Annotated in this window: 16 protein-coding genes; 9 read left to right on the forward strand and 7 right to left on the reverse strand. The window is 73.1% G+C overall.

What is annotated here, in order from left to right:
• Positions 1 to 2: 2 nt before the first annotated feature.
• Genes CRYAR_RS24885 through CRYAR_RS24905 form a run of 5 tightly spaced genes read right to left on the reverse strand, consistent with a single transcriptional unit; the run spans position 3 to position 5,530 of the window.
• Positions 3 to 1,046, reverse strand: a complete 1,044-nt coding sequence (locus CRYAR_RS24885) for an ABC transporter ATP-binding protein (RefSeq protein WP_035855552.1) — start codon at positions 1,044 to 1,046, stop codon at positions 3 to 5.
• The gene (locus CRYAR_RS24890; RefSeq protein WP_051570914.1) at positions 1,039 to 2,739 is read right to left on the reverse strand and encodes an ABC transporter permease; all 1,701 of its coding nucleotides are present in this window, start codon (positions 2,737 to 2,739) and stop codon (positions 1,039 to 1,041) included. The genes CRYAR_RS24885 and CRYAR_RS24890 overlap by 8 nt, the downstream gene beginning before the upstream one ends.
• Complete coding sequence (locus tag CRYAR_RS24895; protein WP_051570915.1) at positions 2,736 to 3,842, reverse strand: ABC transporter substrate-binding protein; 1,107 nt, start codon at positions 3,840 to 3,842, stop codon at positions 2,736 to 2,738. The genes CRYAR_RS24890 and CRYAR_RS24895 overlap by 4 nt, the downstream gene beginning before the upstream one ends.
• A gap of 33 nt (positions 3,843 to 3,875) precedes the next feature.
• On the reverse strand, positions 3,876 to 4,178 hold the full coding sequence (locus tag CRYAR_RS24900) for a DUF4387 domain-containing protein (RefSeq protein ID WP_035855553.1): 303 nt from the start codon (positions 4,176 to 4,178) through the stop codon (positions 3,876 to 3,878).
• A complete protein-coding gene (locus CRYAR_RS24905; RefSeq protein WP_035855554.1) occupies positions 4,175 to 5,530 on the reverse strand; it encodes an acyclic terpene utilization AtuA family protein in 1,356 nt (451 codons plus the stop codon). Before CRYAR_RS24905 ends, CRYAR_RS24900 begins: the two co-directional genes overlap by 4 nt.
• Before the next feature lie 89 nt (positions 5,531 to 5,619).
• On the opposite strand from CRYAR_RS24905, the gene CRYAR_RS24910 reads away from it, so the two are divergent.
• Together CRYAR_RS24910 and CRYAR_RS24915 are read left to right on the forward strand one after the other, a co-directional pair.
• Positions 5,620 to 6,333, forward strand: coding sequence for a GntR family transcriptional regulator (locus CRYAR_RS24910; RefSeq protein ID WP_035855555.1), 714 nt, complete (start codon positions 5,620 to 5,622; stop codon positions 6,331 to 6,333).
• 32 nt (positions 6,334 to 6,365) lie between these two features.
• Positions 6,366 to 7,634 carry an alpha/beta hydrolase gene (locus CRYAR_RS24915; protein ID WP_051570916.1) on the forward strand — a complete coding sequence of 423 codons (1,269 nt, stop codon included), beginning with the start codon at positions 6,366 to 6,368 and terminating at the stop codon, positions 7,632 to 7,634.
• A 6-nt stretch (positions 7,635 to 7,640) separates the two neighbouring features.
• Here the strand turns inward: CRYAR_RS24915 and CRYAR_RS24920 are convergent, their stop codons facing one another.
• Positions 7,641 to 8,534 carry a LysR family transcriptional regulator gene (locus tag CRYAR_RS24920; protein ID WP_035855557.1) on the reverse strand — a complete coding sequence of 298 codons (894 nt, stop codon included), beginning with the start codon at positions 8,532 to 8,534 and terminating at the stop codon, positions 7,641 to 7,643.
• A 77-nt stretch (positions 8,535 to 8,611) separates the two neighbouring features.
• Between CRYAR_RS24920 and CRYAR_RS24925 the strand changes: the two genes are divergently transcribed.
• Together CRYAR_RS24925 and CRYAR_RS43600 are read left to right on the forward strand one after the other, a co-directional pair.
• Entirely contained in the window at positions 8,612 to 9,742 is a 1,131-nt protein-coding gene (locus CRYAR_RS24925) for a tartrate dehydrogenase (protein WP_051572168.1), read from the forward strand.
• A gap of 190 nt (positions 9,743 to 9,932) precedes the next feature.
• Entirely contained in the window at positions 9,933 to 10,400 is a 468-nt protein-coding gene (locus tag CRYAR_RS43600; protein WP_051570917.1) for an RDD family protein, read from the forward strand.
• Position 10,401: 1 nt separating this feature from the next.
• Here CRYAR_RS43600 and CRYAR_RS24935 read toward each other — a convergent pair whose 3' ends face one another.
• Positions 10,402 to 11,949: an APC family permease gene (locus tag CRYAR_RS24935; protein WP_051570918.1), complete on the reverse strand. Its 1,548-nt coding sequence runs from the start codon at positions 11,947 to 11,949 to the stop codon at positions 10,402 to 10,404.
• Positions 11,950 to 12,103: 154 nt separating this feature from the next.
• On the opposite strand from CRYAR_RS24935, the gene CRYAR_RS50310 reads away from it, so the two are divergent.
• The 5 genes from CRYAR_RS50310 to CRYAR_RS24960 all read left to right on the forward strand — a co-directional run bounded on the left by CRYAR_RS50310 (position 12,104) and on the right by CRYAR_RS24960 (position 19,638).
• Positions 12,104 to 12,769, forward strand: a complete 666-nt coding sequence (locus tag CRYAR_RS50310; RefSeq protein ID WP_035855558.1) for a TetR/AcrR family transcriptional regulator — start codon at positions 12,104 to 12,106, stop codon at positions 12,767 to 12,769.
• Positions 12,770 to 12,864: 95 nt separating this feature from the next.
• Positions 12,865 to 13,686 carry an urea amidolyase associated protein UAAP1 gene (locus CRYAR_RS24945; protein WP_035855559.1) on the forward strand — a complete coding sequence of 274 codons (822 nt, stop codon included), beginning with the start codon at positions 12,865 to 12,867 and terminating at the stop codon, positions 13,684 to 13,686.
• On the forward strand, positions 13,683 to 14,312 hold the full coding sequence (locus CRYAR_RS24950) for an urea amidolyase associated protein UAAP2 (RefSeq protein WP_051570920.1): 630 nt from the start codon (positions 13,683 to 13,685) through the stop codon (positions 14,310 to 14,312). The genes CRYAR_RS24945 and CRYAR_RS24950 overlap by 4 nt, the downstream gene beginning before the upstream one ends.
• Positions 14,309 to 17,857, forward strand: coding sequence for an urea carboxylase (gene uca / locus CRYAR_RS24955; protein WP_035855560.1), 3,549 nt, complete (start codon positions 14,309 to 14,311; stop codon positions 17,855 to 17,857). Before CRYAR_RS24950 ends, uca begins: the two co-directional genes overlap by 4 nt.
• A complete protein-coding gene (locus tag CRYAR_RS24960) occupies positions 17,854 to 19,638 on the forward strand; it encodes an allophanate hydrolase (RefSeq protein ID WP_084700918.1) in 1,785 nt (594 codons plus the stop codon). Before uca ends, CRYAR_RS24960 begins: the two co-directional genes overlap by 4 nt.
• Positions 19,639 to 20,098: the final 460 nt, after the last annotated feature.

Below are 20,098 nucleotides of genomic sequence, written 5' to 3' on the forward strand. Positions count from 1 at the left end.
CTTCACGAGAAGACGCGGATCGCGTCCGGCGGTAACTCGACGATCATCTCGGAATCGTGGTCGACGGCGGTGAGACTTCGGACAACTAGGTCTCGATCCCCCAGCCCCACCACATATCGGTAGTGGTCACCAAGGAACGCCCGCGACCGGACTTTCACCCTAACGGTGTTAGGCCGCCCGCCGTCAGCCGAACGCACCAGAATCCGCTCCGGCCGGATCGCGAGCCGGACCTCACCGTCGGAGACCGTCCCGGCGACAAGCGGCGTGCCCAGCCCGTCCAGCCGCACCACTCCCCCGGAGGCCCGGCCCGGTAGCACGTTCGCCGTCCCGACAAAATCGGCGACGAACTCGTCGGCCGGTTCGTGGTAGATCTCCTCCGGCGTCCCGGTCTGACGCACGCGCCCGGCGTCCATCACCACGATCCGGTCGCTCATCGAGAGGGCCTCGTCCTGGTCGTGGGTCACGAACACCGTCGTCACGCCGATGCGCCGCTGCAGCCCCCGGAGCCACTCGCGCGCGCGTTCACGCAGCTTGGCGTCGAGGTTCGAGAACGGTTCGTCGAGCAGCAGCAGGTCCGGAGGGTGGGCCAGCGCGCGGGCCAGCGCCACGCGCTGCTGCTGCCCGCCGGAGAGCTCGTGCGGGTAGCGCTTCTCGTAGCGCCCGAGCTCGACGAGCTCGAGCACCTCACGGACCCGGGCGGCGCGCGCGGACCGTCCGACCCGGCGCAGCTTCAGCGGGTAGGCGACGTTGTCGTGCACCGAGAGGTGCGGCCACACCGCATACGACTGGAAGACGACACCGCAGTTCCGGCGCTCGGGAGCCACGTCGATCCGGCCGGCGTCGAAGACGACCCGGTCGCCGAACGCGATCCGGCCCCGGTCGGGGGTGTGCAGGCCGGCGATCGACCAGAGCGTCGTCGACTTGCCGCACCCGCTCGGGCCGAGCAGCGTGAAGAACTCGCCGTCCCGGACGTGCAGATCGAGACCGGTCAGGACGACCGCGTTCCCGAAGCTCTTGGCGAGCGCGGTCAGCGTCAGGTCAGGCATGGGTGCGCACCCCCAGGAAGAGCCGGCCCGCGCCGAGCACGGCGAGCGTGATCACCATCTGCAGGACACCGAACGCGGCGACGGCGCCGCCGGCGCTGGTCGCGGCGAGTTGGAGCATCGTCAGCCCCATCACCGGGGTCCGGTCGGTGACGAGGAAGACCGCCGGGTCGGCGTCGTTGAGCATCGCGACGAACAGCAGGACGAAGCACGCGGCCATCGCCGGGGCGGCGAGGCGCAGCGCCACCCCGACCGACGCCTGCCACCAGGTGGCGCCGGACGTCCGCGCCGCCCGGTCGAGGTCCGACCCGATCGCGGCCAGCGCCGGGTAGAACACGCCGTAGCCCAGCGCGAGGCTCCGCACGGCGAACGCCAGCCCGATCCCCCAGAGCGACGCCCGCACCGCGCCGCTCGGGTCGAGCACCGCGAACGACCAGAAGAACGCCATGCCGGTCACCAGCCCCGGCATCATCCGCGGCCACATCACGGCCTGCTGCAGCGAGCCGCGGAACCGGAACGACGACCGGTGCGCGACCAGCGAGATCACCGCGATCGCCAGCGTCGCCAGCGCGCCCCCGACCCCGGCGATGAGCAGGCTGTTGACGATCGAGTCCGACCAGACCGGGTTGTCGGAGATCGCCACGAAGTTGTCGAACGTCAGCACCGACCACGGCGTGATCAGCGGCGTCAGGATCGACGTGAACGCCGACAGGAGCACCCCGCCCAGCGGGACCACGACGAGGACGGTGAGCACGAGAGCGAACCCGGCGGCCACCGCCCACCGGGTCCGCCCCAGGTCCACGGTGCGCGGCGCGGACGCTTTCCCGGTCACGGTCGTGTACCGCGCGGTGTCGCCCACCAGCCTGTTGCGGGCCACCAGCAGCCCCGAGACGCAGAGCAGGAGGACGACGGCTCCGGCCGACACCAGCCCCTGGTCCGGCGTCGACGCGGTGACCCAGTTGCGGTACAGGTACGTCGCGACGAACGGGATGTTCTTCGCGAAGCCCAGGATGAGCGGCAGCCCCAGTACCTCGAACGACACCGCGAACACCAGGATCGCGGAGTTCAGCACGGCCGGGCGCAGCAGCGGCACGGTCACCGACAGCAGAGCCCGCAGCGGCCGCGCCCCGGCGCTGCGGGCCGCGTCCTCCAGCGCCGGGTCGACGGACAGCACGGTCGAGCGGCAGAACAGGAAGACGGTCGGCGCCGCGACCGTGGTCGCGACCAGCGCCATGCCCGGCAGCGAGTACAGGTCGACCGGGAACGCCAGCGGCGTGTGCAGCGACAGCCACGACGACACGTACCCCGACGGTGCCCACATCGCCATCCAGCCGACGATCAGCACCAGGCCCGGCAGCATCACCGGCAGGACCAGCACCCCGGTGAGCACCCGCCGCAACGGTACGTTCGTGCGGGTCAGCAGCACCGCCGACCCCACCCCGAACGCGACCGAGAGCACGGTCGTGAGCAGCGCGAAGAGCGCGCTGTTGCCGACCGCGGCCCACCACTGCGGGTCGGTCAGCAGAGCGGCGAAGTGCGCGAGCGTCACGTGCCCGCCCGACCGGTACAGCGGCGTCGACCAGAGCGACGCGAGCACGATCGGCACCACCGGCCCGACCACGACGACGAGCGTCCCGGCCCAGATCAGGTAGTGGCCGACCTCCACCCGCCGCCGGGACGGCAGGGCGATGCTCATCGTCCGAAGGCCCGGTTGAAGCGGGCGACGATCGCCGGTCCCCCGGTCGCCAGCGCGGGGTCGAACGTGCCGACGATCAGGTTCTCGTCGCCGACGATGGCCTTGACCTGCGGCAGCCCGAAGGCGCACCGCACCCCGTCGCGGTAGGGCGTGAAACCGCCCCGGCACGCGGCCTCCTGGCCCTCGACCGACAGCAGCCAGTTGAGCCACACCTTCGCGGCGTTGCGGTGCTCGCCCTTCGCGGTGACGCCGACGCCGCGCGGCAACAGCGGTGTGCCGTCGGTGAGGTAGGAGTAGTTCACGACCTTGGCGACGTCGTCGACGATGAACGCGCGCACGGTGCCGGAGACGAAGAACGCCGCCGCGTACTGGCCCTGCGCGAGCTTGGTGACCAGCGGGCCGTTGTCCGACTCCACGTTCGCGTGCGCGCCGATCGCCTCCAGGTTCTTCCAGCCGGCGTCGCCGTACCGGTCCAGGTACGCGCTGGTGGCACCGAACTGGATGACGTTCGAGATGTCGGTGGCGCCGATCTTGCCGTCGAGCTGCGGCGCGAGTTTCGCCAGCTCGGTCATCGTCGTCGGCTGCTTCGCCTCCGGGAGCACGGCCTTGTTGAAGACCGCGACGACCGGGTCGAGCGAGAACGCGTAGACGCCGGGGGCGAGCACCGCGTAGCCGGGCAGGTGGGGCTGGTTCGGGTCCGCGTCGGTCAGCACGTTGCCGCCGGCGAGGAACGCGAGCCAGCCGACCGCGTCGCTGCTCATGATCACGTCCGCGGTCGATCCGCCCGAGGCCACCTCGGTCTCGTAGCGCTGGAACATCTCCTTGTTGCCGAGCGTCAGGCTGCGGACCTCGATCCCGGGGTGGGCGGCCTCGAACGCCTTGACGACCGGCGTCATCTGTTGGTCTTCGCTGTTGGTGTAGAGCAGGACCTCGCCTTCCTCGCGGGCGGCGGCGAGTGTCGCGTCGTCCACGGGGGTGACCGCGGACGCGCGGCCGACGTCGGCCGTGGCGGAGGGCGACGGCGTGGTGCTCCGGCCGGCATTGCTGCCGCAGGCGGCCAGGGCGAGGACGAGAACGACGGAGAAGGACGCGAACTTTCTCATGATGTACCTCGGGATGTCGTCGTTGACGAGGGATCACACGCGCAGCGTCAGAGCGGCCAGCGGGACGTGGTGCTGGCCGGCGTGCATGTCGCGGTCACGCAGCGAACCCTGCGAGACCGGACGCGGGAACGAGATCTTCACGATGTTCAGCGACGGGAGGCGGAAGATCTGCACGGTCGTGGCGTCGACGCGGTAGAGGCCGGCGATCGTGCGCTCGTCGATGAACCCGACGGCCCGGAAGCCCTCGGCGTCGCGCAGGAACAGCTCCATCGTCACCCAGAACGGGCCGGCGTTCTTCGAACGCACCTCGAGCGCGAGGTCGCTGACGGTCGTCATCGGGGGGTGGCTCCGTACTCGATGCGGAACAGGTCGGTCGGCCCGCTGTCCACGACGTGGTTGAGCACGAACTCGTACGCGGGCCCCCGCTCGGTCTCCGCCGGTGAACCCGCGAACGCGAGGCTGGGCAGGTAGGGCATCCCCGCGGCCGGCAGGTGCAGCATCAGCGGGTTCGCGACCTTCGCGACCGCGGTCGCGGTGGCCTGGTCGGACGCCTCGACCACGAGCATCACGCCGACCTCGCGCGGCGGCCCGGCCTCGAACTCGAGCGCGTCGAGCACCGCGTTGTGCCCGTAGAGGCGCACGTCGAACGCGTACTCGTCGTCGGTCAGGCCGAGCGTCTGGGTGACCCGGACGCGTAGGTGGTGGCGTAACAGACCGGCCCAGCCCTCGACGTCGGCGAGGATCAGCGGATCGCGGATCGCGGTGAACGACGTCGTCTCGTAGCCGGTGATCCGGGCACCTTCCAGCTTGATCGTGTGCTGGCCGGCGGGGTGGAACCGCGACCCCTCGACGCGTACCGTGCGCTCGTCCACGGCCACGTACGTCGCGTCGCGGACGTCGAGCGTGCCGTCGGGCTCGCGCATCTCGAACGGGTTCACGGTCTCGTAGAGCATGTGGGCGGCGACCGTGAACGGCGTGCACGCGCTGTCCGGGGAGAGCGGCTCGATCGTGAAGCCGGTCGCGTCGATCGTGGTGTGCACACCACCGTTGCGCGGGTCGGTCGTGCACTGGCCACCGCACTCGACGATCTTCGACGCGTGCCAGGTGGGCCCGGCCGGCATGCCGTGCAGCAGCGCGAACGCGGCCGCGACCGCGGTGTCGGTGGCGCGGCCGGCCAGCACGACCTGGGCTCCGGCCCGCAGGGCCTCGACGATCGGCGCGTGGCCCATCATGCCGACGATGTGGGTGCAGCTCTCGAGGGTCTCGGCGGTGAGATCACCGAGCGGGGGCAGCGGATGGATGCGGTCCAGCTGCGCGGTGAGCGCGGCCGCGCTCTGTTCACTGTAGATCCGGGCGACGCCGAGCTCGAGGCCCTCCTCGGCCATGACCTCGGCGGCGATGCCGGCCACCCAGTCGACGCCGGCGTCGGTGCCGCTGGTGCCGCAGGAACCGACGATCAGCGGCACGTTCGCGCGGGCGGCGGCGTTGAGCAGGCTGCGCAGGTCGCGGGCCACGGCCTGCGCGGTCGTCTTGGCGGTCGCCGAGCCGAGGTAGTACGGCCCGGAGTCGGTGGAGCCGCCGTCCACCGCGATGACGTCGACGCCCAGCGCGAGCCCGCGTTCGATCGTGGCCTCGTCCCAGCCGGCGCCGAGCATGCCGGTCGGCGTCATGATGCGCACTCGGTCCATCTAGGTCCTCTCCTCCTGGAGCGGCTCACCGTATTTTGCTATAGCAAATTCGTCAAGCATTGCTTATTTGATTGCCATAAGATCGCCCGGTGGTCACCGAATCGCTCGCAACGCTCACCAGCGACACGCTCGCCGACCAGGCCTACCGATCGGTGCGGGCGGCGATCGTCACCGGCGAACTGCGTCCGGGGCAGAAAGTGACCGAACGCGGCCTGGCCGAACGCCTCTCGGTGAGCCCCACCCCGGTCCGGGAGGCGATCCGGCGGCTGGAGCAGGACGGGCTGCTGACCCGCACCGGGCCGCGCACGGTGAAGGTCTCCGACCTCGGTGACACCGCCCTGCAGGACCTGGCCGAGGTCGAGGTCGCGCTGCGCGGGATGGTCGCCCGGTTCGCGGCCCGCCACGCGACGCCGGAGAAGCTCGACGCCCTCGACGCGCTCCTCGACGAGGCCGACGACCTGCGCATCGTGATCAGGGAGCGGCTGGCCGACGGGTCGCCGGTCACCCGGCACATCAACCAGCTGCTCGACACCGTGCAGCGGTTCAACGACGCGGTGAACGCCTGCGCCGGCAATCCCGTGCTGGTGCGGCTGCTCGACCAGACCCGGGTGTTCTCGCAGGCCGAGAGCCGGGCCCGCCGGTTGGAACGCGCCACTGAGGACCCGCGCTTCGGCGAGGAGCGCTGGGCGACCCACCGCGCGCTCGTCGAGGCCCTGCGCGGCGGCGACGAGAACACGGCCGAGGCGGTCGTCATCGAGGACGCCCGGGGCGGTCTGAGCGCGTTGCTGGCCGAGCGGCGGTGAGCGGACTCTTACGACGGGCGCTCGTCGTCGCGATGCTGCTGACGACGCTCGGCGGCGCGGCGGTCGCCGGCACCGGCCGGTCCTGTCCGGCGCCGCTCGCCGGCCGGGCCACCTGCTACACGGGGCAGGACGCCCGGGGCGCGTACTACGCGATCGCGGTCCCGGAGCGCTGGAACGGCTCGCTGATCGTCTACGCCCACGGCGGGCCGGGCTTCACCACGGCCGCCGAGGACCCGGCCGGGGACCTGGCGTCGTGGTCCGCGCTCGTCGACCACGGGTACGCCTGGGTCGGCTCGTCGTACCGCCGCGGGGGGTACGGGGTGCGGATGGCCGCCGCGGACACCGAGAGCGCCCGCCGCCGCTTCACCGAGACCGTCGGCCGGCCGTCGCGGACCTACCTGCACGGCCAGTCGTGGGGCGGCAACGTCGCCGCCAAGGCCGCGGAGGTCTACCCGGGATCCTGGGACGGCGTGCTGCTGACCGACGGGCTGCTCGCCGGCGGGTCCCGGGGCTACGACGCCCGGGTCGACCTGCGCGTGGTCTACCAGTACTACTGCCGCAACCTGCCCGGACCGGCCTGGGCGGGCCTGCCGGCGGAGTCGGCGCTGACCCCCGGCGACGTCCGGGCCCGGCTCGAGGAGTGCACCGGCCGGCCCGGGCACCGCACCGCGCGGCAGCAGCGCGTCCTCGACGACGTCGTCGCGGTGACCCGCCTGCCCGAGCGCGCGCTCGACGTCCACCTGCAGTACGCGACGTTCCTGTTCCAGGACCTCGTGGGCACGCGGCTGGGCGGCCGGAACCCGTTCGGCAACCGGGGCGTGCGCTACACCGGCTCGCACGACGACCGGGCACTCAACGCGGGCGTCGAACGGTTCGACGCCGACCCGGCCGCGCGCCGGGACCTGTCCTACGACAGCGACCTCACCGGCCGGGTGCGGGTCCCGGTGCTGACGCTGCACGCGATCGGCGACCCGCAGGTGTTCGTCGAGAACGAGTCGGCCTACCGGGCGCCTCGGCTGGTCCGGACGTTCACGACCGGCACCGAGCACGGCGGGACGAGCGCCGACGAGGCCGTGGCCTCGATCACCGCGCTCGACGCGTGGGTGCGCACGGGCCGGGCCCCGACGCCGCACACGATCGCGGCGTCCTGCACCGGCGCCTGCTCCTACGCTCCCGGCTACCGCCCGGGAGACTTCTTCACCCGGATCCGCCCGCGTCCGGGCGCCACGGCCTGGCCCGCGCTGACGCCGGCCCAGGAGCGGGCCTGGAGCCGGGTACCGGGCGTCGGCATCGCCCCCTGAGCGCGGTCACGCCCCGGCGAGCCGCCCCGGCAGCGCGGCCGCGAGGTGGTCGAGGAAAGCGCTGATCCGCCGGGGTACGTGCCGGTCGCCGTCGAACAGCGCGTAGAGGTCGGCGGGTGGGGTCGGCACGTCCGGCAGGACCCGCACCAGCGTCCCGTCGTCCAGATCGGACCGTACCTGCCAGAGCGAGCGCATGACGATCCCCCGGCCCGCGCGGGCCCAGGCGGTCACGACGTCGCCGTCGTTGCTCGACAACGACCCGCTCACCCGGACCCGCCGCTGGTCGGTGGCGGTCCCGAACCGCCAGAGCGCGAAGTCGCCCTCGTTCTCGCGGAGCACGAGGCAGTCGTGCGCGGCCAGGTCCTCGACCGTCCGCGGTGTGCCCCGGGCCGCCAGGTACGCCGGTGCGGCGCACGGTACCCGCCGGTTCTCGGCGAGCCGGCGCAGCCGTAGCGTCGAGTCGGGCGGGGTTCCGACGTGGATCGCCACGTCGAACTCCCGGCGGTGCGGCCGTAAGGGCAGCGCGGAGGTGTGCAGTTCGCACTGCAACTCCGGGTGGGTGGCCGCGAACTCGCCCAGCAGCGGCGCGACGTGGGCGCGGCCGAGCCCGAGCGTGGCGTGCACGATCAGCCGGCCGTGGACGCCGGTGCCGAGCCGGTCGTCCAGTTCCCGGATCTGGTCGAGGAGGTGGCCGGCCCGTTCGGCGTAGAGCGCACCCTCCGAGGTGAGCGTGAGCCGCCGGGTGCCGCGCTGCACCAGCCGGGTTGCGAGCCGCCGCTCCAGCGCGGAGAGCCGCTTGCTGACCACCGGCAGCGACCAGCCGAACTCCCGGGCCGCCGCGGTGAGGGTCTCGCTGCGCGCGACGACCCGGAAGAACGCCAGATCGTCCACCGAGCTCATTCCCTTTCGATACGCGAAAGACCGCCTTGCCGGCAAGCGCCTTGCCCGGCCCGCCGCCGGTCGCGGAGGGTACGGGCATGTCTGCGCGCTACCGCATCGCGGTGATTCCGGGCGACGGGATCGGCCGCGAGGTCGTCCCCGAGGGCCTTCGTTGTCTGCGTCGCACCGCCGACGTCCACGACTTCGCGCTCGACGTCGTCGAGTTCGACTTCGCCTCCGCGGCGTACTGGGAACGGCACGGCACGATGCTGCCGGACGACTGGCAGCCGACCCTCGAGGCGTTCGACGCGATCTACTTCGGCGCGGTCGGCTGGCCGGCCGTCGTGCCCGACCACGTGTCGCTCTGGGGCAGTCTGCTGCGGTTCCGGCGGGTGTTCGACCAGTACGTGAACCTGCGACCGGTGCGGCTGCTGCCCGGGGTGCGCAGCCCGCTGGCCGGGCGGGTACCGGGCGACATCGACTTCGTCGTCGTCCGGGAGAACACCGAGGGTGAGTACTCCGGTGTCGGCGGGCGTGTCTTCGAGGGCACCGAACGCGAGATCGTGCTGCAGGAGACCGTGATGACGCGGTACGGCGTCGACCGGGTGCTGCGGTTCGCGTTCGAGTACGCACGGCGGCGGGACGCCCGGCACCTGACGTCCGCGACGAAGAGCAACGGCATCGCGATCTCGATGCCGTACTGGGACGAGCGGGTGGAGGCGGTCGGCCGCGACTACCCCGACGTCGACCGGGACAAATACCACATCGACGCACTGGTGGCGCACTTCGTGCTGAACCCCGGCCGGTTCGACGTCGTGGTGGCGAGCAACCTGTTCGGCGACATCCTGTCCGACCTCGGCCCGGCGTGCACCGGGACGCTCGGCATCGCACCGAGCGCGAACATCAACCCCGAGCGGCGCTACCCGAGCCTGTTCGAGCCGGTGCACGGGTCCGCGCCGGACATCGCCGGCCTGGGCATCGCGAACCCGATCGGCCAGATCTGGTGCGGCGCGATGATGCTCGACCACCTCGGCGAGCCCGCGGCCGCCGCCGCCCTGCTGACCGCGATCGAGTCGGTGCTCGCCGACTCGCCCGCCGTCCTCACCCCCGACCTCGGCGGCCCGGCCACCACCACCGCGCTCGGGACCGCGATCGCCGACCGCGTCGGGACCGCGACGACCGATTCCCGCCGGACGGGGGCCGGTGACGGCGCGACGATCGAGGCATGACCTTCGTGATTTCCCCGATCCCGCCCGCGCGCCTGAGCGCGATGCGGGCCGACGACGCCGACGGGCGCATCACCGGCGGGGTGGCCGCGACGTCGTCCACGGCTGCTCCATGTCCGCCATCGACCGCTGAACCGGGTGGCCGGGCGGGCCGTGTTGGGCTCAGACACCGGCGAAGGAAGAATCCGCACTCGTGACGCAGCCATCGCAGGACATCCGGCCCGACGATTCCGGGGAGTGGGTCGAGGTCCACTCGCAGGGCACCCGGGCCGGACGCCCCGCCGCGCTGGTCCGTCGCGGCGGGGCCCGGGTCGTCGACGTCGCGGTGTGCGCCGCCACGGCCTCCGCGCTCCCGTGGTGGGCCGCGGCGCTGGTCGCGGTGGCCTGGCTCGTCGTCCCGGTGTGGCTGGCCGGCGCCACGGCCGGCAAATGGCTGTTCGGGATCCGGGTCACCCGCTACGACGGGGCCCGGCTCACGATCGGCCGGGCGCTGGCCCGCGAGGCGTTCGTCGTCGGCAGTTTCGTCATCACGCTGGTCGCGGTCCTCAACACGATGGTGATGGTCAACGACCCGCGCCGGCAGGGCTTCCAGGACCGGATCGCCGACACCGTCGTCGTCGACGCGAAGACGACCGGCCGGGCCCCGGCCCCGCCGCGCTGACTCAGGTCTCGTCCGCCGCCACGTGCGTGTGCGGGACGTGGACCAGGTCGATCCGGCCGTGCAGGCGCTTCCCGCCGAAGTACACCGCGCCGACCGCCACGACCGCGCCGACGAAGAGCACCGCACTGTACTGCAGCACCCAGTTGCCGTCGGTGGAGAGGTCGTAGATCTCCGGCCGGGGCCACATCAGGTTCACGATCATGATCGTCTGGTAGACGACGGCCAGCGCGTTCACCGCGATGCCGAAACGGCCCAGCGTGAACAGCGACTTGCCGTCCTCGTCGTGGCCGGCCGGGAAGTGGTCGGTGTTGCGGTGCTTGATGCGCACGACCAGCAGCGGGAGCGTCACGCCCAGGTAGGCGACGTAGAGCATCGCGATGCAGATGCTCGACAGCGCGGTGAAGATCGTCGTCGAGTTGACGTTCACCGCCAGGGCCAGCGCGGCACCGGCCCCGATCACGATCGACGTGACGACCGGCGTGCCCGTTCGCGGTGACACCCGGCCGAGCGCCTTCGAGAACGGCAGCGCGCCTTCGCGGGCCATCGAGTACGTCATCCGCGCCCCGGAGGTCTGCACGGCCAGCGTGCACGCGAACACCGCCACCGCGACGCAGCACAGCAGCAGCCGCCCGAACACGTCGCCGAGCCGCTCGGTGATCACCCACGACAGGCCGAGCGAGGAGAGGTTGCCGTCGGTGAGGCTCGGCGCGGCCATCAGCGCACCCAGGATCAGCAGGCCGCCGCCGAGGCCGGAGGTCGTCAGCGCGCGGACGATCGTCTTCGGCGTCGTCTTGCGCGGCGAGTGCGTCTCCTCGGCGAGCTCGCCGGCCGAGTCGAAGCCCACCATCACGTACGCGGCCATCAGCGACGACGCGAGCCAGGCGTAGAAGTACGTGCCGGTGCCCTCCCAGCCGGTGGTGTGCAGCACCACGCCGGGGCCGCGCTCGGACAGCGCGAACAGCACCCCGATCAGCACGAGGACACCGACGATCTCGATCGCGACCCCCACGCTCGTCGCCGCGGCCATCTGCCGGATGCCGAGGATGTTCACGAGCGTCGTGACGACGAGCAGAGCGATGCCGAGGACCACCGCGTTCTTCGCGCCGGTCGGCGACAGGATCGACGGGTCGGCGCCGGACCCGCCCACGAACTGGAACCCCGACCAGATCGCCGGCAGCACGGCCTGCATCGCGATCGCGGCCACCGCGACCGTGAGGATCTGGCCGACGATCATGATCCAGCCGGTGAACCAGCCCCAGGTCGTGCCGGCCAACCGGCTCGACCACTGGAAGATCGCCCCGGACACCGGCCAGCGCCCGGCCAGCTCGGCGAAGCACAGCGCCACCAGGAGCTGCCCGGCGAACACCACCGGCCAGGCCCAGAAGAACGCCGCCCCACCGAGCAGGAAGCCCAGCCCGAACAGCTGGAACACGGTCGTGAGGATCGAGACGAACGAGAAGCCGGCGGCGAAGGACGCGAACGTCCCGACGCCGCGGTGCAGTTCCTGCTTGTAGCCGATGGGCGATCGTTCCGGCGCGACTGTGCTCATGACTCCACCTCTGGGATTTCTGTCGCTCGACAGGAATTGGCCATGAGCGTGGGGCGGCTGTGTTCCGGGCAGGGTGCGTGATCGGTTAAATCCCCGTGTCCCCCGGGCGGCACCGTGCGCCCCGGACGGCCCTCGGCATGGCAGCATCGGCGGCGTGAACACCAGCCGCGCGGGGCGCCCACGGGTGCGGGAGTCCCGGCATCCGGATCGGACCCCACGCCAGGAGATCCTGGACGCGGCGGCGGCACTGTTCGGCGAATCCGGTTTCGCGGCCACCTCGACGCGGGCGATCGCCGAGCGGGTCGGGATCCGGCAGGCGTCGCTGTACTACTACTTCCCCGGCAAGGACGAGATCCTGCTGGAGCTGCTGGAGGCGTCGGTGCGCCCGACGCTCGACCTGGTGGACACGATCCGGGCCGGAGCGCGGGGGCCGGCGGCGGCGCTGTACGCGCTCGCGGTGCGTGACGTCGGCACGTTGCGGGCCGGGCCGCTCGGCGTGGCCACCCTCTACATGGCGCCCGAGGTGCGTCAGGCACCGGCGTTCGCGACGTTCCGTGAGCACCGCGGCCAGCTGGCGGCCGTGTACGCGCAGCTCGCCGCGGCGGCCGCTCCCCCGGCGCACCCGGTGGGCGCCGACGTGCTCGGCAGCGCGTGCCTGCACGTCGTCGAGATGGTGACGACGCTGCCGAGCCGCCCGACGCTCGCCGCCGAGATCGCGCACGCGTGCCTGGCGCTCGCCGGTGTCGGCGGCCCCGAAGCCGAGGCCGCCGCGAGGGCGGGTGAGGAACTCCTGGCGGCGCTGGCCCCCGGCGCCGGCTGAGCCGCGGGATCGTTTCCGCCGGGAAACGTGGGCGAAACGCGGGAACCCGAAGGTGATTTCTGTCAGTCGACAGAAATCACCGAGGGGGCGCCGCCATGACCCGCGACACGTCCACTGTGTCCGCCGCCCGCGACGACGCCAGGGCGCGAGCGGGCACCCGTGCCGACTGGATGCCCTACCTCCCGGCGTCGAGCTCGCCGCACGCCCCGGCCGGTCTCGACCCGAGCACCCTGACCTGGGCCGAGACCGTGGCGCCGGGCGGCTACACGGCCAAGGTCGTGGCCCGGGGCACGCGGATCCGGCTCACCGACGTCACCGGCGACGCCTGTGCGCACGTTCTGCTCTACAACGCGGTGGCCCCGTGGGAACGGCTGAACGTCGCCGACACCCAGAAGATCCCGTGGCAGGCCTACCTCGGCCCTGGTCACCCCCTGCTCTCCGGCGACGGCAGGGTGCTCGCCACGGTCGTGGCCGACACGTCGACCCGGCACGACGCGTTCTGCGGCACGACGTCCGACGCGTGGAACGAACGGAAGTACGGCAAAGCCGCACCCGAGGGGCCCAGCCCCTCCGGGCGCGCGCTGTTCACGCTGGCCGCGGCGAAACACGACCTCGGCCCCCGCGATCTTCCCCCCAGCGTCTCGTTCTTCCAGGGGGTCCGCGTGCAGCCGGACGGCGGCTTCCGCTGGCTCGGGAGCGCCGGCCCCGGCGACGTCGACCTGCTCGCGGAGTTGCCGCTGATCGTGCTGATCGCCAACACCGCCCATCCCCTGGACCCGCGGGAGGCGTTCACCGTCGGCCCGGTGCGCGTGCACGCGTGGACGTCGGTGCCGACCCGCGCGGACGACGCCACCACACCGGAGACGCACCGGGCGTACCTCAACACGATCGACTACGCGGAGGCCCGAGGGCTATGAGTGACGCGCTGATCCCCGGCACGGTCGTGCTCGACGATCCGGTGGCACCCCGCGCGCCCTGGTCGGGTGTCGTCGCCGCCGGGCACGTGCTGACGATCGTCGACGTCGGCGGCAACCAGTCCGCCGACTGCCTGATCTACGCCGACGCCGACCGCACCGAGCGCTACAGCGTGCCGGACACGCTCAGCTGGCAGGGCAACGCGTACGTCCGGGAGGGCACGGTGCTGCGCAGCCAGTACGGCAACCCGCTGATGACCGTCGTCGGCAACGAGGTGGCGCGGCAGGACACGATCGGCGGCGCGTGCGGCAAGGAGTCGAACACGCTCCGGTACGGCTACCACACCGCCCACCAGCACGGGTGCCGGGAGAACTTCCTGTCCGAGGCGGCCCGGCACGGCCTGGGCGCCCGGGACGTCGTGTCCAACCTCAACTGGTTCATGAACGTGCCGGTGGAGGACGACGGGACGCTCGGCATCGTCGACGGCATCTCCGGGCCGGGCAAACGGGTCGCGCTGCGCGCGGACGTCGACGTGCTCGTCCTGGTCAGCAACTGCCCGCAGATGAACAACCCGTGCAACGACTTCCAACCGACGCCACTCCGGATGATCGTGACGGTGCCGGAATGAGCTTCGACACGCTGCTGATCGCGAACCGGGGCGAGATCGCGCGCCGGATCGTCCGCTCGGCCCGCGCGCTCGGGATGAGGACCGTCGCGGTCTTCTCCGACGCCGACCGGGCCGCGCCGCACGTCCGGGAGGCCGACACCGCGGTCCGGCTCGGCCCGGCGCCGGCCCGCGACTCCTACCTCCGCGCCGACGCGATCCTCGATGCCGCCGCCGCGACCGGCGCGGGCGCGATCCACCCCGGCTACGGCTTCCTCTCCGAGAACGTCGCGTTCGCGCGGGCGTGCGCGGAGGCCGGGCTGGCGTTCGTGGGCCCGACCCCCGAGCAGATCGCGGCGTTCGGCGCCAAACACACCGCCCGGGAGCTGGCCACCGCGGCCGGTGTCCCGCTGCTGGCCGGGACCGGGCTGCTGGAGTCGGCCGAAGCCGCCGTGGCCGCGGCCGAGGCGATCGGCCTGCCGGTCATGCTGAAAGCCACCGGCGGTGGGGGCGGCATCGGCCTGCAGGCCTGCCATTCGCTGCCCGAGGTGCGCGCCGCCTACGACCGGGTCGCGCGGCTCGCCGCGGCGAACTTCGGCTCGGCCGGGGTGTTCCTGGAACGGCTGGTCCGCCCGGCCCGCCACGTCGAGGTGCAGCTGTTCGGCGACGGCGCCGGGCGGGTCGCGGTGATCGGCGACCGCGACTGCTCGCTGCAGCGGCGTAACCAGAAGGTCATCGAGGAGGCACCGGCACCGGCGCTACCCGACGCGGTCCGCGCCGAGATCGCCCGCACCGCCGCCGGGCTCGCGCGGTCGGTGCGCTACCGCTCGGCCGGCACGGTGGAGTTCGTCTACGACCCGGTCCGGGAAGAGGCCGCGTTCCTCGAGGTCAACACCCGCCTGCAGGTCGAGCACCCGGTCACCGAGGTCGCCTACGGGGTGGACCTGGTCGACGCCATGCTGCGGCTCGCGCGCGGCGACGTCCTCGACGAACTGTTCGACCGCCGGTGGCGCGCGAACGGGGTCGCGGTCGAGGCCCGTGTCTACGCCGAGGACCCCGACAGGAACAACGCGCCGTCGACGGGTCTGGTGACGCGGGCCGAGTTCCCGGACGACGTCCGGGTGGACGCCTGGATCGAGACCGGCCTCGAGGTCACGCCGCACTACGACCCGATGCTCGCGAAGGTGATCGCGGCCGGCGCGTCCCGCGCGGCCGCGCTCGACGCGCTGGGTGACGCGCTCGCCGCGAGCCGCGTCGACGGCCTGGTCACCAACCTGGGCCTGCTCCGCGCGCTGGCGGCCGGTACCGCGCTGCGGGACGCGACGCATTCGACGTCCACGCTCGACGTCACCGCCGACCCCGAGCCGCGCATCGACGTGCTCGAGCCGGGCGCGCTCACGACCGTGCAGGACCTGCCCGGGCGGCTGGGCCACTGGGCGGTCGGCGTGCCGCCGTCGGGCCCGTTCGACCCGCTCGCGCTGCGGGAGGCCAACCGCGCCGTGGGCAACCCCGACGGCGCGCCCGGCCTCGAGGTCACCGCGACCGGCCCGTCCCTGCGGTTCTCGTCGGCCGCGCTGGTCTGCGTGACCGGAGCACCGGCGGACGTCCGCGTCGACGGGGCCGAGCGCCCGATGTGGAAGCCGATCGAGGTTCCCGCGGGCGGCACGCTCACCGTCGGCACCGCGCCCGGGCCCGGCCTGCGCCTCGCGATCGCCGTCCGCGGCGGGCTCGACGTGCCGCAGTACCTGGGCAGCGCGTCCACGTTCACGCTCGGGGGCTTCGGCGGCCACGGCGGGCGGGCGCTGCGGGCCGGCGACGTCCTGCGCCCCGGCACCGCCGCGGTCGTGCCCCCCGCACCGCCCGGCCGGATCCCCACCTACACCTCGGAGTGGACGATCGGCGTCACCGAGGGGCCGCACGCCGCGCCGGAGTTCTTCACCCGCGAGGCCCTGGACACGTTCTACGCCACCGGCTACGAGGTGCACCTCAACTCCGCCCGCACCGGCGTGCGGCTGATCGGCCCCCGCCCCACCTGGGCCCGGGGCGACGGCGGCGAGGCGGGCCTGCACCCGTCGAACATCCACGACACCCCGTACGCCGTCGGCGCGATCGACTTCACCGGCGACACCCCGATCATCCTCGGCCCGGACGGCCCCAGCCTGGGCGGATTCGTCTGCCCGGCCGTCGTCGCCAGCGGGGAGCTGTGGAAGGTGGGGCAGCTGCGCCCGGGCGACACCGTCCGGTTCGTCCCCGTCCGCGAGGCGGACGCCGCCGCCCCGGTCCTGATCGGAGCCACCGGCGACGGCGACGACGGCGTCCTCGCCCGGGTGGACGGACAGCCCGGCCGGCCGAGCGTCACCTACCGCCGCGACGGCGACGACAACCTGCTGATCGAGTACGGCGAGCAGGTCCTCGACCTGGGCCTGCGGATGCGTGTCCACGCGCTGATGACCGCCTTCGACGCGAACCGGCCGGCCGGCGTCATCGACGCCACCCCCGGTATCCGGTCGCTCCAGATCCACACCGAGGGACGCGCGAGCCGACTGGTCGGGCTCCTCCGCGCGCTCGACGACGAACTCCCGGCCACCGAGGACCTGCGCGTCCCCTCCCGGCGGGTGCGGCTGCCGCTGTCCTGGGACGACCCCGCCACCCGCCTGGCGATCGAGCGGTACATGGCCGGCGTCCGCGACGACGCACCGTGGACGCCGTGGAACATCGAGTTCATCCGCCGGATCAACGGCCTGGACTCCGTCGACGACGTCCACCGCACGGTGTTCGACGCCGAGTACCTGGTCCTCGGCCTCGGCGACGTCTACCTCGGCGCTCCGGTCGCGACCCCGCTCGACCCCCGCCATCGCCTGGTCACCACAAAGTACAACCCGGCGCGCACCTGGACCGCGGAGAACTCCGTCGGCATCGGCGGTGCCTACCTGTGCGTCTACGGCATGGAAGGGCCCGGCGGCTACCAGTTCGTCGGGCGCACGGTGCCGATCTGGAACCGGTTCCGGCGCGGCGGCCTGTTCGCCGAACACCCGTGGGCACTGCGGTTCTTCGACCGCATCGACTGGTACCCGGTGAGCGCCGACGAACTGCTCGAGCTGCGCGCCGAGACCGACGCCGGCCGCGGGGCGTTCGAAACCGAGGACGGCACGTTCGGCCTGGCCGAACACCAGCGTTTCCTGGACGCGAACGCGGACTCGATCGCGGCGTTCCGGGCCACCCAGGCCGCCGCGTTCGCCGCCGAGAAGGACCGCTGGCACGCGTCCGGCGAGTTCGACGTCCGGCCCGAGCCGCCGCCCGCGCCGACCGCGGCGCCGGTGGACGTCCCCGAGGGCTCGATCGCGGTCACCGCCCCGTTCGGTGCCACCGTCTGGCAGGTCTCGGCCCGGCCCGGGGATTCCGTCGCCGGCGGCGACCGGATCCTCGCCCTGGAGGCGATGAAGATGGAGACGCCGGTGATCGCTCCGCAGGACGGCGAAGTCGTCGGGATCTACGTCACGCCCGGCGACGCGGTCTCCGCGGGCCAGGTGCTGTTCGCGATCCGGACGCCGGCCGAGGTGGCGGCGTGATCGCCGACCGGGTGCGCGCGGCGTACCGGCGGATCACGCGGGCCGATCGGCCGGAAATCTGGATCACCCTCCGGCCCGAGGAGGACGTGCTGGCCGAGGCGGCGACGATCGACCCCGCCCTCCCGCTCGCCGGCCTGCTCGCCGCGGTCAAAGGCAACATCGACGTGGCCGGGCTGCCCACCACCGCCGGCGCCCCGTCGTTCGCCTATTCCCCGGCGGCCGACGCCACCGCGGTCGCCCGCCTGCGCGCCGCCGGGGCGCTCGTGCTCGGCACCACGAACCTCGACCAGTTCGCCACCGGGTTGGTCGGCACCCGCAGCCCGTACGGGGCGGTCCGCAACGCGTTCGACGCCGAGCGCATCTCCGGCGGTTCGAGCTCGGGCTCGGCCGTCGCGGTCGCGCTCGACCTCGTCGACCTGGCGCTCGGCACCGACACCGCGGGCAGCGGCCGGGTTCCCGCCGCGCTGAACGGGATCGTCGGCGTCAAACCGACACGCGGTCTCATCCCGACGACCGGTGTCGTACCGGCGTGCCGCAGCCTCGACTGCGTCACGGTGTTCGCCCGTGACCTGCGCCTGGCCCGCCGCACGGCCGAGCTGCTCAGCGGCCCCGACGGGGTCGATCCCCTGGCGCGGGAGTTCGTCGCGGCGCCGTCCACCGGGGTGGTGCGGCTGGCGGTCCCGGCCCCCGAGCACCTCGACGGGCTCGCCGATGGATGGGCGGACGCGTTCCGGGCCGCCGTGGAGCGGTTCCGCGCCGCCGGAGCGCAGATCGTCGAGGTCGACGTCGCCCCGTTGCTGGAGGCCGCGTCGCTGCTCTACGACGGCGCGTTCGTGGCCGAGCGGACGCTGGCGGTCGGGGCGCACCTGCGCGCGCACGCCGAGCTGATCGGCTCCACCCTCGACCCGACCGTCGCGAGCATCGTCCTCGGCGGTGAGCGGTTCACGGCGGTGGACGCGTTCCGCGACCGGCGACGTCTCGACGAGCTCGGCGCGGCCGGGCGGGCGGCCCTGGCCGGCGTCACCGCCCTGCTCACCCCCACCACCACCGGGCACCCCACCCTGGCCCAGGTCGCCGCGGACCCGGTCGGCGCGAACGCCCGGATGGGGCGCTGGACCAACTTCGCGAACCTGCTCGACCTGGCGTCGCTGGCGGTGCCGGCGGGGGCCGTCGACGGGCTGCCGTTCGGCGTGATGCTCACCGGACCCGCGTTCAGCGACCGCACACTCGCCGCCCTCGCGCAGCTGTTCGCCGACCCGCCGATCGACCTGTTCGTCGTCGGCGCCCACCTGTCCGGCCATCCGCTCAACCACCAGCTCGTGTCGGCGGGCGGGTCGTGCCTCGGCCCGGCCGGGACCACACCCGACTACCGCCTCTACGCGCTGGACACCGTGCCGCCCAAACCCGGCCTGCTGCGCCACCCCGACGGCGCGTCGATCACCGGCGAGGTGTGGCGACTGCCGGCCGCCGGCTTCGGCGTCTTCGTCGCCGGCCTGCCCCAGCCGATGACGATCGGCGCGGTGACGCTCTCCGACGGCCGCACCGTCCGCGGCTTCCTGGCCGAACCGATCGCGACCAGGGACGCGACCGACATCACGTCCCACGGCTCCTGGCCGGCCGCGCTCGCAGCCGGCAACGCGCTCACGGACGGGGATGCCCGTGTCGACGGGGAGGCCCGTGTCGACGGGGAGGCCCGTGTGGACGGGGGTGCCCGTGTGGACGGGGGTGCGCTCGCGGACGGGGACGCCCGCGCCGCCGGGGATGCGCTCGCGGACGGCTGAGTGAGCCGCCCCGCCGGCTCGGAGGGGACTTCCGAGCCGGCGGCGCGGCGGTTCCTTGCGTGCATCAGCCTCGTCCGCCCCGTTCGTCCCGGACAGGGTCGAAGGTCCCGACCGACTGTTCGGACACGCGGACGTTCGCGCCGGGTGGCCACGACGTTTCCTGCGCGCTGGTAGATCGCGCCGCGACCGGCCACCGCGCTGTCGACAAAGGGGCCGCGTAAATCCCCGGGTTCCGCGGCGTGCCGCTGCGGGCCAGGCAGCTGCTGCCGGCGCCGCCACTGGTCAGGTTCGCCAGGCATCGCAGGCATCGCAGGCATCGCAGGCATCGCAGGCATCGCAGGCATCGCAGGCATCGCAGGCATCGCAGGCATCGCAGGCATCGCAGGCATCGCAGGCATCGCAGGCATCGCAGGCATCGCAGGCATCGCAGGCATCGCAGGCATCGCAGGCATCGCAGGCA

The sequence above is a fragment of the Cryptosporangium arvum DSM 44712 genome, from assembly GCF_000585375.1.
Classification (GTDB): domain Bacteria; phylum Actinomycetota; class Actinomycetes; order Mycobacteriales; family Cryptosporangiaceae; genus Cryptosporangium; species Cryptosporangium arvum.

What these genes read in the sequence shown, in the direction of transcription:
- CRYAR_RS24915 (WP_051570916.1), top strand. Translation starts at nt 6,366, where the DNA reads ATGCTGCTGACGACGCTCGGCGGCGCGGCGGTCGCCGGCACCGGCCGG.
- CRYAR_RS24885 (WP_035855552.1), bottom strand. Translation starts at nt 1,046, where the DNA reads ATGCCTGACCTGACGCTGACCGCGCTCGCCAAGAGCTTCGGGAACGCG.
- CRYAR_RS24900 (WP_035855553.1), bottom strand. Translation starts at nt 4,178, where the DNA reads ATGACGACCGTCAGCGACCTCGCGCTCGAGGTGCGTTCGAAGAACGCC.
- uca (WP_035855560.1), top strand. Translation starts at nt 14,309, where the DNA reads ATGAGCTTCGACACGCTGCTGATCGCGAACCGGGGCGAGATCGCGCGC.
- CRYAR_RS24935 (WP_051570918.1), bottom strand. Translation starts at nt 11,949, where the DNA reads ATGAGCACAGTCGCGCCGGAACGATCGCCCATCGGCTACAAGCAGGAA.
- CRYAR_RS24920 (WP_035855557.1), bottom strand. Translation starts at nt 8,534, where the DNA reads ATGAGCTCGGTGGACGATCTGGCGTTCTTCCGGGTCGTCGCGCGCAGC.
- CRYAR_RS24950 (WP_051570920.1), top strand. Translation starts at nt 13,683, where the DNA reads ATGAGTGACGCGCTGATCCCCGGCACGGTCGTGCTCGACGATCCGGTG.
- CRYAR_RS24925 (WP_051572168.1), top strand. Translation starts at nt 8,612, where the DNA reads ATGTCTGCGCGCTACCGCATCGCGGTGATTCCGGGCGACGGGATCGGC.
- CRYAR_RS24945 (WP_035855559.1), top strand. Translation starts at nt 12,865, where the DNA reads ATGACCCGCGACACGTCCACTGTGTCCGCCGCCCGCGACGACGCCAGG.
- CRYAR_RS24905 (WP_035855554.1), bottom strand. Translation starts at nt 5,530, where the DNA reads ATGGACCGAGTGCGCATCATGACGCCGACCGGCATGCTCGGCGCCGGC.
- CRYAR_RS24890 (WP_051570914.1), bottom strand. Translation starts at nt 2,739, where the DNA reads ATGAGCATCGCCCTGCCGTCCCGGCGGCGGGTGGAGGTCGGCCACTAC.
- CRYAR_RS24895 (WP_051570915.1), bottom strand. Translation starts at nt 3,842, where the DNA reads ATGAGAAAGTTCGCGTCCTTCTCCGTCGTTCTCGTCCTCGCCCTGGCC.